Raw genomic sequence first — 14,605 nt, 5'->3', positions numbered from 1 at the left:
CGTAGACGACGCGGCGCTCGGCGCCCATGATGAGGTCGAGGTTGCGCAGGCCGACGTCGAAGTCGACGACGCAGACGCGCTGGCCCGTGCGGGCCAGGGCCGCGCCCAACGCTGCCGTCGTGGTGGTCTTGCCCACCCCTCCTTTTCCGGATGTCACCACGATGACTTTGGCCATTGGAACCCCTTGAGAGATCGGATCGAAGTCGCGGCCGGCGCGGCCGCTGCGTGTGTTTTCTTCTCGCTCTTGCCCTGTCCGCGGGTGCGTTGCCGCGGGGCCCCCGGGCGGAGACGTCAGTCGAGCGCGGCGGTGCGCATCGCGTCGCCGTCGAGCCAGACCTGCACGGCGCGGCCGCGCAGCGACGGGTCGATGTCGTCGGCGATGCGGTAGAGGCCGTCGATCGCGAGCAGCTCGGGCTCGAACCTGCGGCAGAAGATGCGGGCGCCCGGCGTGCCGGCGGCCCCCGCGATGGCGCGGCCGCGCAAAGCCCCGTAGATGTGGATCGATCCGCCCGCGATGATCTCGGCGCCCGAGGCGACCGAGCCCATCACGGTCACGTCGCCCTCGGGAAAAAGGATCGCCTGGCCGGAGCGAACGGGGCTTTCCAGCATCAGCGACTTGGCGCCCGTCGCCTTCTCGGCCGCCGGGGCCGCGGCGGGGCCGTCCTCCGGCATCGCCACCTCGCCGGAGGGGCGGCCGCCATTGAGGGGCGGGGGCATCCCGGGGCCGAGGGAGCCGCCGCCCGCCCCCTCGATCCCCATGATCGGTATGTCGCGCTGGTTGAGGGCGGCCACCAGCTCCTTGAGCGCGTCCGGGCTCGGGGCCAGGGTGGTCACGTCCAGGATCACCGCGCGGCCGGCGAAGAAGGCCGGAGAGCGCTTGGCAAGGGCGTCGAGGTCGGCGAGCCAATCCTCGATCGGCGCCTCGGGGGCTAACACGACCGCCAGGAACGAGCGGCCACGGAAGCGGATCGGTGGGCGGGTTTGTGTCTGGCTGGTCACGTCTTTACGACTCGTTACCAGCCCATCAGGCGCGCCCGATGGTTAGCGATTGGTTAACAACCGTAACGAAGTCTTCATCTTTGCGACGCCGCCGCGGCCAGCGTGGCCTCGATGTGTCGCGACAGGCCCGGATCGAGCCCGAGCCGGCGGGCGAGGTGATCGAGATAGGCCCGCTCCTGCGGCGTGTCCACGCTGATCGCCATCAGGGAGGCGGCGTAGATCTCGCTCGCCTGCTCCGGGTTCCGGGCGAGGCGGGCCACCGCCTCGACGTCGACCGGAGCCCGCAGCGCGTCCATCAGGAAGGCCTTGTCGTCGGCATCGAGAGCGTGCCGGTCCATCTCGCCGAAAATGCGGCGCTGCTCGTCCGCGTCGATGTGGCCGTCGGCCTTGGCGGCGGTGATCATCGCAATCAGCAGAGCGCGGGCGCGGTCCTGCTCCTCGGCCGCCGAGGCCGGGGCGAAGCGCGAGCCGCCGAGCATCGCCGCTGCCTCCTCGGCCGAGGGGATGAAGCCGCCGGCGCGGGCGGGTGCGGCGCCCCGGCCCTGGGCGTGTCCCTGATTCGCCTGCCAGTTCTGGTAGGCCTGGTAGGCCAGGCTGGCGACGAGGGCGAGGCCGCCGATCCGCCCGCCCGCGCCGAGGCCCGATCCGTAGCCGGAGGATCCGAACCCGCCTTGGCCGCGGCGCCCGCCGAGGACCAGCGAGGCGAGGCCGCCGAGAACGGCCGCCTTGCCGCCCCCGCTGCCGAGGGAGCGGGCGACCTGCTCGAGAGGCGAGGGGGCGTGGCCGTAGGGCGCTTGGCCATAGGGCATCTGGCCGGGAGGCTGGCCGTAGGACCCGCCGCGCGGCGGGCCGCCGAGGAACTGGTCGAGCAGGCGCTTGGCGTCGAACATCGGCGGGCTCCTCTTGCGTTGGCAATCGGAGATGGTGTGGCCCGCCGCTCCCGCAAGGGCAGGACGGATACGGCGACGCCGAAAATTTTTCTTCCGCTCTCAAGTCAAGCGCCTTCCCCTCTCCCGTGTGGGAGAGGGGTCAGGGGTAAGGATGGCGACGGTTCCAAGAAAAGCGCCGAACATCGCGCTGTCAGCGGGACGGGTCAGGACATGCCTAAACCGTCGCCACCCTCACCCCTACCACTCTCCCACACCGGAGAGGGGATCCCGCGACTTCCTGGTCTCGGGGCTCGTCAGGCAGACATCGTCACCCCGGCCGCCGCTCCGCCCCGGCCCAGCGCCGGCGCGCGCTCCAGGCGTAGCGGGCGTCGCCCTCGAGAAGGTGCAGGTGGTCCTGCAGCCGGTTGCGCTCGAGCCAGGCGAGCGCCGCCTCGAGCTCCTCGGCGGTCATGGCGGCCCGGCTCTTGTTGTTGAAGAGGCGCTTGAGCACCGCGTTGTAGCGGTGGGGCAGGGGCCCGCCGCGGGGCAGGCGCAGCTCGGCCTCGTCCTCCACCGCCTGCGCCGTCACCATGGCGGCGACCCGGGCGCGCAGGGCCCGCTCGACCCGCGAGGGCGGGACCGGTGCGGGCTCCGCCGCGTCCGCTTGGGGCCCCAGTCGCGCCATCGCGACGGCGGGGCCGGGCCGCAGCATGGCGTAGCGCAGGCCCAGGGCATTGCTCTCGAGCGGGACGATCCCCTCGTCGGTCTCGCGCGCCAGCGGCGTCGGCTCGGGCGAGGCGGCGCCGACCGGGCGCTTGCGCGGCCGCGTCGCCGTCGCCTGCTCGGTCTCGATCCGGGCCCGGAAACGGGCGAAGAGCGGGTCGTCCGGGTGGAAGACCAGGGCGTGCTGGTCGGCATAGTCGCCCGCATGCGGGTCGACGCGGGTCGCCCGGGCGATCATCTGCTCGAGCCAGGGCCGGGAGCGGATGTGGGTGAGGGCCGCCACGACCGCGACCTCGGGAGCGTCGAGCCCCTCATAGGCCATCGCCACCGTCACCAGCACGGCGGGCTCGGGCGTCAGCCGGAAGGCGGCGAGCGCCGCGTGGGCGTCGGCTTCCGCCGAGGTGGCGATGCGCACGTCCCGTTGGGCCTGCTCCTCGGGCATCCAGGCCTGCAGCATGGCGTGGTAGCTCTGGGCGCTCGCCTGGTCGGGCGCGACGACCAGGAGCTTGCCGAGGCCCCGCACGGCTTGCGCCGGCCCGAGGCCGAGGCGGCGGCGCCGCTCCGCCCGCAGGCGGCGGGTGGCGTGGAAGGCCTCGCGCAGGAGGTCGCGGGCAAAGCCCGTGCGCAGCGCCGTGAACAGGGCCGGCCGGGTGGTGGCGCTGGGCCCCGGGCCCGAGAGCCGGTGCGGGCCGACCCGGGCCTGGCCGGCCGTCCGCCCGCCCTCGAGCCAGCTCGCCTCGCCGTCGAGAGCGCCGAAATTCACCGGCAGCACCGCCTTCTCGGCGAGCGCCTCGGCGCGGGAATAGCCGATCACCGCCCAGCCCGGCGCCTCGATGTCCGGCACCGGTGCACCCTCGACCGTGCGGTAGGGCAGCCACAGGATGCGCCGCCCGTCCGCCCGCTCGAGGGTGCCGGAGAGGAGCAGGCGCAGGCGCGCCTCGCGGAACAGCGGCAGCAGGGCCCGGCTCCACGACGCTGCTTCGTTCGCCGCCCCGTCCGCCTCCCCGTCGGCGAGGGCCGGCAGGTGGTGCACCTCGTCGACGACGAGGAGCGTGCGGTGGCGGCGCATTTCGGACAAGTGCAGGGCGGGCGCCGCCGCCACCGCCTGGTAGGTGGTGACGTAGCCGGACAGCCCCCGGCTCGGGTCGGGCGCGTTGTCGGCCGCCCGCACCGCGAGGGCGTGGCCGAAAGCCGCCCGCCAGGCCGGATCGGCGAAGGCCTCCTCGGCCTGGAGGCGCAAGGAGTCCCGCGGCACGACCCAGACCACCCGGTCGACGAGGCCCGCGCCGATCAGCTTCGAGGCGGCGATGACGGGCAGCAGCGACTTGCCGCCCCCCGGCGTCACCGCCGCCAGGATGTCGGCGATGCCCGACGCCTCGCCGCGGGCGAGCGCGGCCACGAGCTCGAACAGGCTGCGCTGGTGGCTGCGCAGGGGACGGGACGGAGCGCTCACGCGGAAAAGGAGTCGCGAACCATGGCCGGACCATGCCGGAGCCCGGCCCGGTTGTGAATCCCGGGGACGGCCCGGAATTCGCGCGTTCCCCACAGGGATCCTCTTCCGGGGGACTTGACGATCCGGGCCGGCCCCCGAGGCGGCGCCGACGGACCGGTCCGGAGTCCTGGCCCGCGGCTTGCCGCTCAGCCGACTTGCGTCGGCAGGCCACACGGTAACGACGCTGGGAGTTTTACCGCGGCATTGTCCTTTCCCACCCACGCCTTCATCCTGAGGCGACCGGCGATCTTCGATCGCTCGGCCTCGAAGGAGACCTCCAGGGATCGCGAGGTTTCTGGAACCCTCCTTCGAGGTCAGCCGATCTCTGATCGACTGACACCTCAGGATGAGGTTTGCGGCTAGGAGACATGAAAGCCTGCGGCCTTCATGCCGTGCCGTGCAGCGTGGGCGGGCCAGCGCTTCGTCCGCTTGGGCTTTTTGTCGTGTCGCGGGGTTTTATCCCAAAACCGGCGGCCACTTTTGCGAACCCTGCTCAGCGCCGCACCCGGCGGCGGCTGGCCTCCTCCGCCGAGGCGGTCTCCTGCGCCCGCAGCCGGTCGACGAAGATCGTCGCGGCCCGGGCGATGTGCTGGCGCGAGAGCCGGTCGGCGGCCTCAGCTTCGCCCGCCGCCACCGCTTCGAGGATCGCCGCGTGCTCCTCCCAGATGCGGTGCGGCATCGCCTCGTCCTCCCGCAGCACCTCGCCCATGATCCGCTGCAGGTGGTTGAAGTGGGGCGCGGCCGTCTCGACGATGATCGGGTTCTCGGCGATCTCGCCGAGGAAGCGGTGGAAGGCGATGTCGGCGGCGATCAGCTGCGCGACCGACCCGTCCCGCACCGCCTCGCGCCCCGCTGCGACGAGGGCCGGACCCTCACGCCCGGCGCGGGCCGCATTGCGCTCGGCGGCGAGCCGGCTCGTCAGCCCCTCCAGCACGCCGCGCACCTCGTACAGGTTCCGGACGAACGAAGCCTCGAGCGGCGCCACCACCAGCCCGCGGCGGGGCGCGTCGCGCACGATGCCGTGGTTGCGCAGGAGCAGGAGCGCCTGCTGCACCGGCTGTCGCGACACCCCGTAGGCGTCGGCCAGCTCGTCCTGGATCAGCCGGGTGTTGGGCGGCAGCCGCCCCTCGGTGATCTCGCTGAAGATCGCGCCGTAGACCTGCTCGACGAGCCGGTGGCGCGTCAGGCTGCGGCTGTCCGTCTGGCCGGCCATGGCCGGGTCCCCCTCACGCAGAACTCTCGACAGAGATGTTGCGCAAACCGGACACCCGTGCAATACCGAATTCCAAATTCGAATTCCGAATTCTATAGCCGCAGCGGCGGGACGGACCCGGATCGACGGCGCCGGGATTCTCTGAGGGAGGAACGCCATGATGGGTCTTCACCGGCGGCACCTGCTCGCCACCGGCCTCGGTGCAACGACCGCGCTCGCCGCCGGTGCCTTCCCGCGTCCGGCCCTGGCGCAGGGGCAGAAGCTCACTTTCAAGCTCGGCACCGACCTGCCGGTCCCGCACCCGCTGAACGTCCGCCTCAAGGAGGCGATCGCGGCGATCGCCAAGGACACCAACGGCGCGGTCGAGATCAGCCTCTTCCCGTCGAACCAGCTCGGCAGCGACTCGGACATGCTGTCCCAGATCCGCTCCGGGGCGCTGGAGCTCGCGACCTTCCCCGGCACCGTCGTGTCGACCCTCGTGCCGGCGACCTCGCTCACCGGCATCGGCTTCGCCTTCACGAGCTACGACAAGGTCTGGGCCGCGATGGACGGCGAGGTCGGCGGCTACATTCGCCGGGCGATCGAGAAGGCGAACCTCGTTCCCTTCGAGACGACCTGGGACAACGGCTTCCGCCAGATCACCACCAGCACCAAGCCGATCCGGACGCCCGACGACCTCAAGAACTTCAAGATCCGCGTGCCGGTGGTGCCGCTCTGGGTCTCGATGTTCTCGGCGCTCGGCGCCGCCCCGGTCAGCATCCCGCTGAGCGAGGCCTATTCGGCGCTGCAGACGAAGATCGCCGACGGGCAGGAGAACCCGCTGGCGCTGATCAACTTCGCCAAGTTCTACGAGGTGCAGAAGTTCTGCTCGCTCACCAACCACGCCTGGGACGGGTTCTGGATGATGGCGAGCGGCCGGGTCTGGCGCGGCGTGCCGGCCGACGTGAAGGTAATCCTGGAGAAGCACCTCAACGCCGCGGCGTTGAAGGAGCGCGATGACATCGCCCAGGCCAACCGCGACACCCAGAAGGAGCTGGAGGGCAGGGGGCTCACCTTCAACGCCGTCGACCCCAACGCCTTCCAGGCCGCGCTCAAGGCGACGAAGTTCTACGGCCAGTGGCGCGAGAAGTTCGGGCCGGAGGCCTGGGCGCTGGTGCAGAAATATGCCGGGGATATCGGCTGAGGGGCCGAGCCGCAGTCGTTACGGCCGGTTCCGGCAGTCTCCGCCATCCTACCCTCGACCTCATCCTGAGGTGCTGGCGATCGAAGATCGCTCGTCAGTGGGCCTCGAAGGAGGGCTCCCGGGATCGCACAGACATCTGGAGCCCTCCTTCGAGGCCCGGCGATCGATGATCGCGTGCGATCTCCGATCGCCGGTCACCTCAGGATGAGGTCGCGGGTGGAATGGACCGTTCGAAGATCGACACGCACGCCTGAGCAGGACGAAAGCAGCGAGGACCGCCACGATGAGGGATGTGCTCACGCCCGGGCAGATGCTCGCCGTCCAGGCCCGCCTGCAGCCCGACCGGATCGGCGCGCGCGACCTCGAGCGCGCGATGACGTTCCGCCAGTGGAACGCCCGCGCCTGCCGCCTCGCCAACGGCCTGCTCGGCCTCGGCCTGCGGAAAGGCGACCGGGTGGCGGTGCTGGCCTACAACTGCGTCGAGTGGCTGGAACTCTATCCGGCCATGGCGAAGGCCGGCCTCGTCGCGGTGCCGATCAACTTCCGGCTGGTCGGGCCGGAGGTGCGCTACATCCTGGAGGATGCGGAGGTCTCAGGCCTCATCCTCCAGGACGAGCTGGCCGGCACGATCGAGGAGATCCGCGCCGACCTGCCGATCGCGGAATCGCGGGTGGTGTGGTTCGGGCAGGCATCCTGCCCGGCCGGCTTCTCGTCCTACGAGGACCTGATCGCCAAGGCCCGCGAGGACGAGCCCGGGATCGCCGTCGATCCGGCGGATCCCTGGATGCTGATGTACACCTCGGGCACGACCGGCAAGCCGAAGGGAGCGATCCGCAGCCACCGCGGCGCCGCCATGCTGTCGCTCGTCACCGAGATCGAGCTCGGCATCCACCGGCGCGATACGGCGCTGCTGGTCATGCCGATGTGCCACGCCAACTCGCTCTACTTCTTCGGCGCCTTCAGCTATTGCGGCGGCGTCACCTCCGTCTACTCGCGCAAGAGCTTCGACCCGGAGCATTGCGTGCGGGCGCTCGCCGAGGGCGGCGCCAGCTTCACGTCCCTCGTGCCGACCCATTACGCGATGATGTTGGGTCTGAGCCGGGACGCGCTGGCGCGCCACGACCTCACCCGCATCACCCGCCTGATGATCTCCTCGGCCCCGGCCCGGCCCGACACGAAGCGGGCGGTGATGGAGCTGTTTCCCAATTCCGGGCTCTACGAGCTCTACGGCGCCACCGAGGTCGGCTGGGCGACGATGCTGCACCCGCCCGAGCAGTTCACCAAGCTCGGCTCGGTGGGCCGCGAATGCGTCGGCTCGGCGCCGATCCGGCTGCTCGACGAGGCCGGCAACGAGGTGCCGGACGGCGAGGCCGGCGAGCTGTTCTGCTCGAACCCCTACCTGTTCGACGGCTACTGGAAGCTGCCTGAGAAGACGAAGGAGGCCTTCCGCGGCGAGTACTGCACCGTCGGCGACATGGCCCGGCGCGACCAGGACGGCTTCATCCACCTCGTCGACCGCAAGAGCAACATGATCATCTCCGGCGGCGAGAACATCTATCCCTCCGAGGTCGAGGCCGTGCTCGGCGGCCACCCGGCGGTGCACGACGTCGCGGTCGTCGGCCTGCCGGACGAAACCTGGGGCGAGCGCGTCCACGCGGTGATCGTGCTGCGCGACGGCGCCTCGGCCACCGAGGCCGAGATCCTCGGCTGGTGCAAGGACCGGCTCGCCGGCTTCAAGCGCCCGCGCACGATCTCCTTCATGGCCGACGCGGCGATGCCCCGCACCGCGACGGGCAAGAACCTGCACCGCAAGCTGAAGGAGCGGCTGGTGCGGGGGGAGGGGTAGTGGGCGTCGTCTGCTGACGCATTCCCACGATTGTGAGGCGTGGGATCCCCTCTCCCACTCGGGAGAGGGGAGAGACGCCGCGAAGGCGCGAATGACAACACAGGGAGGAAAACCCCATGAGCCAGCCGGCCGACACCGTCCAGGACCTCAACGCGGATTCGCACTCCTGCGCCGCCTGGATCGCCCGGTTCCTGAAGGCCCGGGGCGTCGACCGGGTGTTCGGGCTCCAGGGCGGCCATATCCAGCCGATCTGGGACCATTGCGCCCGCCTCGGCATCCGCATCATCGACGTGCGCGACGAGGGTGCCGCCGTCCACATGGCCCACGCCCATGCCGAGCTGACGGGGGAGCTCGGCGTCTGCATGGCGACGGCCGGGCCCGGCGTCACCAACTGCGTCACCGGCATCGCCAACGCCTCGCTCGCCCGCGTCCCCGTGCTGCTGATCGGCGGCTGCACCTCGCGGCCGCAGGCCAATCTCGGCCCGCTCCAGGACATCCCCCACGTCGACATCCTGCGGCCGGTCACGCGCCAGTCGCGCACGGCCCGGGTCGCCGACCAGGTGATCCGCGAGCTCGACGAGGCGGTGGCCCGCGCCATGGGCGATCTGGCTGAGCCCGGCCCGGTCTATGTCGAGATCCCGACCGACGTGCTGCGCGCCCACGTGCCGCCGCAGCTGGTGCTCGACGACTGGATGCGCCCCAAGGCGCCCCGTGTCCTGCCGCCCGATCCGGCCGCGGTGGCGCAGGCTGTCGACGTGCTCTGGGGCGCCAGGCGCCCGCTGGTGGTGAGCGGCCGCGGCGCCAGGACCGCGGGGCCCGCGCTGGTGCGCCTCCTCGACGCGCTCGGCGCGGTCTACCTCGACACCCAGGAGAGCCGCGGCCTCGTGCCGCCCGAGCATCCCTCCACCGTCGGCGCCATGCGGGCCGCGGCGATGACCGAGGCCGACGTGGTCCTGATGATCGGGCGCAAGCTCGACTACCAGCTCGGCTACGGCTCGCCGGCGGTGTTTCCGAATGCCCGCTTCGTGCGCATCGCCGACACCGCCGGCGAACTCGTCGACAACCGCCGCGGCGAGCCGGAGCTGCTCGCCACCCCGGCGCTCGCCCTGTCGGCGATCGTCGACACCGCCGGCAACCGGGCTCCCGCCCTCGACACGGCCTGGGCCAAGGGCCTGAGGGAACGTCACCGCCAGCGCTCGACCGGGGGCAAGGTCCAGCAGACGGGAGCCGACGGCCGCGTCCACCCGGCGGCGATCTTCGACGCGATCCGCAAGGTCGCGGCGCCGAACTACATCGCGGTGGCCGACGGCGGCGACCTCCTGAGCTTCGCCCGGGTCGGCCTCGAGGCGCGGACCTACATGGATGCGGGCGCCTTCGGCTGCCTCGGCGTCGGCGTGCCCTACGCCACCGCGGCCTCGCTGGCCTATCCGGACCGGCAGGTGATCTGCGTCACCGGCGACGGCGCCTTCGGCATCAACGCCATGGAGATCGACACGGCGGTCCGCCACGGCGCCAAGCCCGTCATCATCGTGTCGAACAACGCCGCCTGGAACATCGAGCGCTACGACCAGGAGTTCAATTACGGCGGCCGCGTCGTCGGGACCCTGCTGGCCGATTCCGACTACGCCGCGATGGCGCGGGCACTCGGCGCCCACGGCGAGCGGGTCGAGCGCCCCGAGGACCTTCCGGCGGCGATCGAGCGGGCCCTGGCCAACGCCCCGGCGCTCATCGACGTCACCACCTCGCAGGCGGCGGTGTCGTCGGATGCCCGAAAGGGCCTTGGCTTCGTGCCCGATTACCAGCCGCTCACCGCGTGGGACGACGCGGAGCGCAAGCGGCGGGGCGAGCAGGTGGCGTAGCCCGTCTTGGCGTAGCCCGTCTTGCGCCGCTTGCTTCGACAGAGCCTGCTCGACGGGTGCGGACCGATCCGAGACCCACGGGGTCGATCCGGAGCCGCGCGGCGACGCCCGGAAGCCAGAGGCGCGGGTGTTCCAGAACCGAGCGGGCGCCGCTGCGCCCGGTTCTCGCGGACCCGGGTCGTTCGGCATCCGGATTCCGCGGATCGGTAGCGCCACCCTGCGTCCGGCGGACGTCGGGACGCCCCCGGGCGACCTCGTCGCGCTGCTCCTGGCCGCACGGCAGGCGGCATTCGGGGGAGGACGGGCGCAGGAGCTGCTCGGCGTCACGGCCAATTAGTTGGTATGCCTACCAACTTGACACGATGCCAAGACTCCGCAAGCATCGCCGAAGAGCCCGCAGCAAGCGGCGCCGTTCCGGGAAGGAAACCCCATGATCGCCCTGTCGGCCGAGCCGCGCCCGCCTGCGCGGCGTCCTGCCACCCGGTGCCGGAGGGAGGCGTCGGCATGACCCGGACCGGCCCCGCCGCCGATATCGGCGAGATCCTCGATACCGGGCCGTGGACGGCCGTGCAGAAGACCGCTGCGCTGCTCGCCGCCCTGTCGATCGTCATGGACGGGTTCGACGGCCAGCTCATCGGCTTCGCCATTCCCGTGCTGATCCGGGAATGGGGCATCACCCGGGGCGATTTCGCCCCGGCGCTCGCGGCCGGCCTCGTCGGCATGGGGATCGGCAGCGCCTGTGCGGGCCTGTTCGCCGACCGGTTCGGCCGGCGCTGGGCGGTGATCGGCAGCGTGCTGCTCTTCGGGCTGTCGACCTGCGCCATCGGGCTGTCCGGCAACCTGTGGGAGATCGGGATCCTGCGCTTCGTCGCCGGGCTCGGCATCGGCGGCGCCCTGCCGAGCGCCACCACGATGACGGCGGAATTCACCCCGGCGCGGCGGCGCACGCTCGCCATCACGGCGACCATCGTGTGCGTGCCCCTCGGCGGCATGCTGGCGGGGCTGTTCGCCGGCCATGTCCTGCCGGCCTTCGGCTGGCGCGCCTTGTTCTTCCTCGGCGGCCTGCTGCCGGTCGTGCTCGGGCTGGTGCTGATCGTGGCGCTGCCCGAATCGCCCCGCTACCTCGTGCGCCGGCCCGGGCGCTGGCCCGAGCTGGTGCGCCTCCTCGGCCGCATGGCACGCCCGACGCCCGCCGGCACGGCCTTCACCGATGCGCGCGAGCAGCGCGTCGAGACCCGCGAGGGCGTCGCCGCCCTGTTCGAGCGGGGGCGGGCCCGCGACACCCTGGCGCTGTGGTTCGCGTTCTTCCTCAACCTGCTCGCCGTGTACAGCGCCTTCAGCTGGCTGCCGACGATGCTGGTCGCCGAGGGGCTCGACGTCGGCGTCGCCGGGTCGGGGCTCACCGCCTACAACCTCGGCGGCGTCTTCGGCGCGCTCCTCTGCGCGGTCGCGATCACCCGCCTCGGCTCGCGCGGGCCGCTGCTGGCCTGCTGCATCGGCGGTGCCGCGACGGCCTTCGCCCTGATGGCGGTGGACATCCGGCAGGCGACCGGGCTGCTGATCGCCGGCTTCGCCCTGCAGGGGTTCTTCGCCAACGCGACGCAATCGACGATGTACGCCGTCTGCGCCCACGTCTATCCGACCGCGGTGCGGGCGACCGGCACCGCCGCCGCCCTGGCCTTCGGCCGTCTCGGGGCGATCCTGAGCGCCTTCGCGGGCGCCGCCATCATCACGGCGGGGGGAGCGGCCGGCTACCTGGTGATGCTCGGCCTCGCCATGGCGGGCGTCGCGGTCGCCCTCGCGGTGGTCGGCCGGCACATCCCTGCGGCGCCCCGGGCGTCGGACGCGGTCGGGGCCCGGAGCGCGGTGGCCGGGTCGTGAGGGCGAACGCGGTGGAGCGGGCCGGTTCCGGTTTGGCGACGGCGACGCCGGCGGGTATGGCCGGGACGAGAACGGGACGGCCCCTGCCGTCCCCGCCGTCCCGCGCCGGATCTCCCCCGATGTCGAAGCCAGACGCCGCCCCCGACGACGCGCGCCCCGACGAGGCGGCGCCCTGTGCGGAGGTTCCGGCCGACGGCCCGGTCCGCCTCGGCTGGCTCGGCGACGCGATCGGCTACAACCTGCGCCTCGCTCAGGATGCCTCGTTCCAGGCCTTCAGCGCGCTCGCCGGCGAGACCGGCCTGCGCCCCGGCCGCTACGCCCTGATGCAGCTCATCGGCGACAACCCGGGCATCGGCCAGACGGCGCTCAGCGCCGCGGTCGGCCGGGACAAGAGCACGCTCACGCCGCTGTTGAACGACCTCGAGCGCCGCGGCCTGATCGCCCGCGCGCCGGATCCGCACGACCGGCGCGGCCGCCGCATCGCCCTGACCGCGGCCGGCCGGGCGAAGCTCGCTCAGCTCGCCGCCTGCGCGGCCCGGCACGACGCCCGGCTGAATGCCGTGTTCGCGCCCGACGAGCGGGCGCAGTTCCTGAACCACCTCAAGCGGCTGACCGAAGCCCTGACCCGCGACGCGTCTCCGGTGGCGCCTTCCCGGCCGGCGGACGAGGACTGACAGCCGAGGACCGAGACCATGTACACGACGAGCAGCGCCTTCCTCGATGCCCTGGTGGAGGCGAACGTCTCCTTCGTCTTCGCCAATGTCGGCAGCGACCATCCGGCCCTGATCGAGGCGATCGCCGAGGCGCGGGCCGCCGGGCGACGTATCCCCGAGATCGTCACCTGCCCCAACGAGATGGTCGGCATGAGCGCCGCCCACGGCTACTGGCAGGCGAGCGGCGAGCCGCAGGCGGTCGTGGTCCATGTCGAGTGCGGCACCCAGGCCCTGGCCGGCGCCGTGCACAACGCCGCCAAGGGCCGCGCGCCGGTGATCGTCTTCGCCGGCGCCTCGCCGTTCACGCAGGAGGGCGAGCTGAAGGGCAGCCGCAACGAGTTCATCCAGTGGATCCAGGACGTCCACGACCAGCGCGGCCTCGTGCGCGGCTACATGAAGTACGATGCCGAGATCCGCACGGGGAAGAACGTCAAGGACCTGGTCCACCGGGCGCTGCAATTCGCCAGGTCCGACCCGAAGGGCCCGGTCTACCTGATGGGCGCCCGCGAGGTGATGGAGGAGGCGGTGGAGCGCAAGCCGGACACCTCGGCGTCCTGGCGTCCGATCGCGCCGGGCGCCTTGAGCGAGCCGGGGCTGCGGCAGATCGCGACCGCCCTCGCGGCCGCGCGCCGGCCGCTCCTCGTCACCTCCTTCGCCGGCCGCAACCCGGAGGCGGTGGCGCCGCTCGCGGCGCTCTGCCGGCGCATCGGCATGGGGGTGCTGGAATCGGTGCCGAACGCGCTGAATTATCCCCACACCGATCCGCTCTACCAGGGCAACCAGTGGAATCATCCGCGCCAGAACCCGGTGCTGGCGGAGGCCGACGCGATCCTGGTGGTCGACAGCGACGTGCCGTGGATCCCGACCGTGTCGAGGCCGGCCGACGGGGCCCGGGTCTTCCACATCGACGTCGATCCGCTGAAGAGCCAGATGCCGCTCTGGCACATCCCGGCCGAGGGGGTTTTTGCCGCCGATGCCGCGACCGCGCTCGCCCAGCTGGATGCCTGGTTCGCCGCCAGCCCGGTCGATCCCGCCGTCGTGGCGGAACGGGCTGCCCATTACGCAAGCCTGCACGAGGCGCGCGCGCGAGACCTGCGCGAGCGGGAGGCCATTCCGCCGGGGGGGGCGGTGACGGCCGAGCACCTGCTCGCCCGCCTGCGGGCGCTGGCGGGCGAGGACGCCCTGTTCGTCAACGAGGGCATCTCGCACTACCACACCGTGTTCGACCACCTGGCGCCGGAGCGGCCGGGCTCGATCCTCACCAGCGGCGGCGGCTCGCTCGGCTGGAACGGCGGCGCGGCGATCGGCGTCAAGCTCGCGCGGCCCGACCGCACCGTCGTGGCCCTGACGGGGGACGGCTCCTACATGTTCACCGTCCCGTCCTCGGTGCACTGGATGGCGCGGCGCTACCGGACGCCGTTCGTGCAGGTCATCTTCAACAACCGCGGCTGGAAGTCGCCGAAGCTGTCGACCCTCGCGGTCCATCCCGACGGCTACGCGGCCCGGGCCAACCACCTCGACACCTCGTTCGAGCCGGCACCGGATTATGTCGGGATCGCCGCGGCGGCGGGCGGGGCCTGGGGACGCCTGGTCCGGACGGCGGAGGAGGTGGACGAGGCTCTCGCCGAGGCGCTGCGGGTCGTGCGCGAGGAGGGACGGTGCGCCGTGCTCGACGTCATCCTGCCCCACCATTGAGGGGATGGGCGCCCCCGTCCGGCTCAGGCGCCGCCGGCGCTCGCGGTTCCGACGCGCCTCGCGCTCTCGCCCGACCGCGCGCCGCAGCGAGTCGACGAGCTTCGGCAGGACGGGCGTGCCCGCCCGGACCGC

At 72.3% G+C, this 14,605-nt stretch carries 11 protein-coding genes; 6 read left to right on the top strand and 5 right to left on the bottom strand.

Annotated elements, in window-relative coordinates:
* From EU555_RS31185 to EU555_RS31165, 5 genes are all read right to left on the bottom strand, one after another.
* On the bottom strand, positions 1 to 175 hold a 175-nt coding region (locus EU555_RS31185), incomplete at its 3' end, for a nucleotide-binding protein (RefSeq protein WP_167858722.1).
* Positions 176 to 291: 116 nt separating this feature from the next.
* The gene (gene minC, locus EU555_RS31180; protein ID WP_135419226.1) at positions 292 to 999 is read right to left on the bottom strand and encodes a septum site-determining protein MinC; all 708 of its coding nucleotides are present in this window, start codon (positions 997 to 999) and stop codon (positions 292 to 294) included.
* A gap of 74 nt (positions 1,000 to 1,073) precedes the next feature.
* The gene (locus EU555_RS31175; RefSeq protein ID WP_135419225.1) at positions 1,074 to 1,889 is read right to left on the bottom strand and encodes a tellurite resistance TerB family protein; all 816 of its coding nucleotides are present in this window, start codon (positions 1,887 to 1,889) and stop codon (positions 1,074 to 1,076) included.
* Between the two features lie 307 nt (positions 1,890 to 2,196).
* A complete protein-coding gene (locus EU555_RS31170) occupies positions 2,197 to 4,044 on the bottom strand; it encodes a DEAD/DEAH box helicase (RefSeq protein WP_135419224.1) in 1,848 nt (615 codons plus the stop codon).
* Positions 4,045 to 4,576: 532 nt separating this feature from the next.
* On the bottom strand, positions 4,577 to 5,296 hold the full coding sequence (locus EU555_RS31165; RefSeq protein ID WP_135419223.1) for a GntR family transcriptional regulator: 720 nt from the start codon (positions 5,294 to 5,296) through the stop codon (positions 4,577 to 4,579).
* A 157-nt stretch (positions 5,297 to 5,453) separates the two neighbouring features.
* On the opposite strand from EU555_RS31165, the gene EU555_RS31160 reads away from it, so the two are divergent.
* The 6 genes from EU555_RS31160 (at position 5,454) to EU555_RS31135 (ending at position 14,473) form a co-directional block, all read left to right on the top strand.
* Positions 5,454 to 6,479, top strand: coding sequence for a TRAP transporter substrate-binding protein (locus EU555_RS31160; RefSeq protein ID WP_135419222.1), 1,026 nt, complete (start codon positions 5,454 to 5,456; stop codon positions 6,477 to 6,479).
* Positions 6,480 to 6,762: 283 nt separating this feature from the next.
* A complete protein-coding gene (locus EU555_RS31155) occupies positions 6,763 to 8,325 on the top strand; it encodes a class I adenylate-forming enzyme family protein (RefSeq protein ID WP_135419221.1) in 1,563 nt (520 codons plus the stop codon).
* A gap of 116 nt (positions 8,326 to 8,441) precedes the next feature.
* A complete protein-coding gene (locus EU555_RS31150) occupies positions 8,442 to 10,184 on the top strand; it encodes a thiamine pyrophosphate-binding protein (protein ID WP_135419220.1) in 1,743 nt (580 codons plus the stop codon).
* Positions 10,185 to 10,688: 504 nt separating this feature from the next.
* Entirely contained in the window at positions 10,689 to 12,065 is a 1,377-nt protein-coding gene (locus EU555_RS31145; RefSeq protein ID WP_135419219.1) for an MFS transporter, read from the top strand.
* 119 nt (positions 12,066 to 12,184) lie between these two features.
* The gene (locus EU555_RS31140) at positions 12,185 to 12,739 is read left to right on the top strand and encodes a MarR family winged helix-turn-helix transcriptional regulator (protein ID WP_135419218.1); all 555 of its coding nucleotides are present in this window, start codon (positions 12,185 to 12,187) and stop codon (positions 12,737 to 12,739) included.
* Positions 12,740 to 12,757: 18 nt separating this feature from the next.
* On the top strand, positions 12,758 to 14,473 hold the full coding sequence (locus tag EU555_RS31135; RefSeq protein ID WP_135419217.1) for a thiamine pyrophosphate-requiring protein: 1,716 nt from the start codon (positions 12,758 to 12,760) through the stop codon (positions 14,471 to 14,473).
* Positions 14,474 to 14,605 lie beyond the last annotated feature (132 nt).

The sequence above is a fragment of the Methylobacterium nonmethylotrophicum genome, from assembly GCF_004745635.1.
Classification (GTDB): Bacteria; Pseudomonadota; Alphaproteobacteria; order Rhizobiales; family Beijerinckiaceae; genus Methylobacterium; species Methylobacterium nonmethylotrophicum.
The sequence above is the reverse complement of the archived record's forward strand: the minus strand, read 5'-3'. Positions and strand labels throughout refer to the sequence as shown.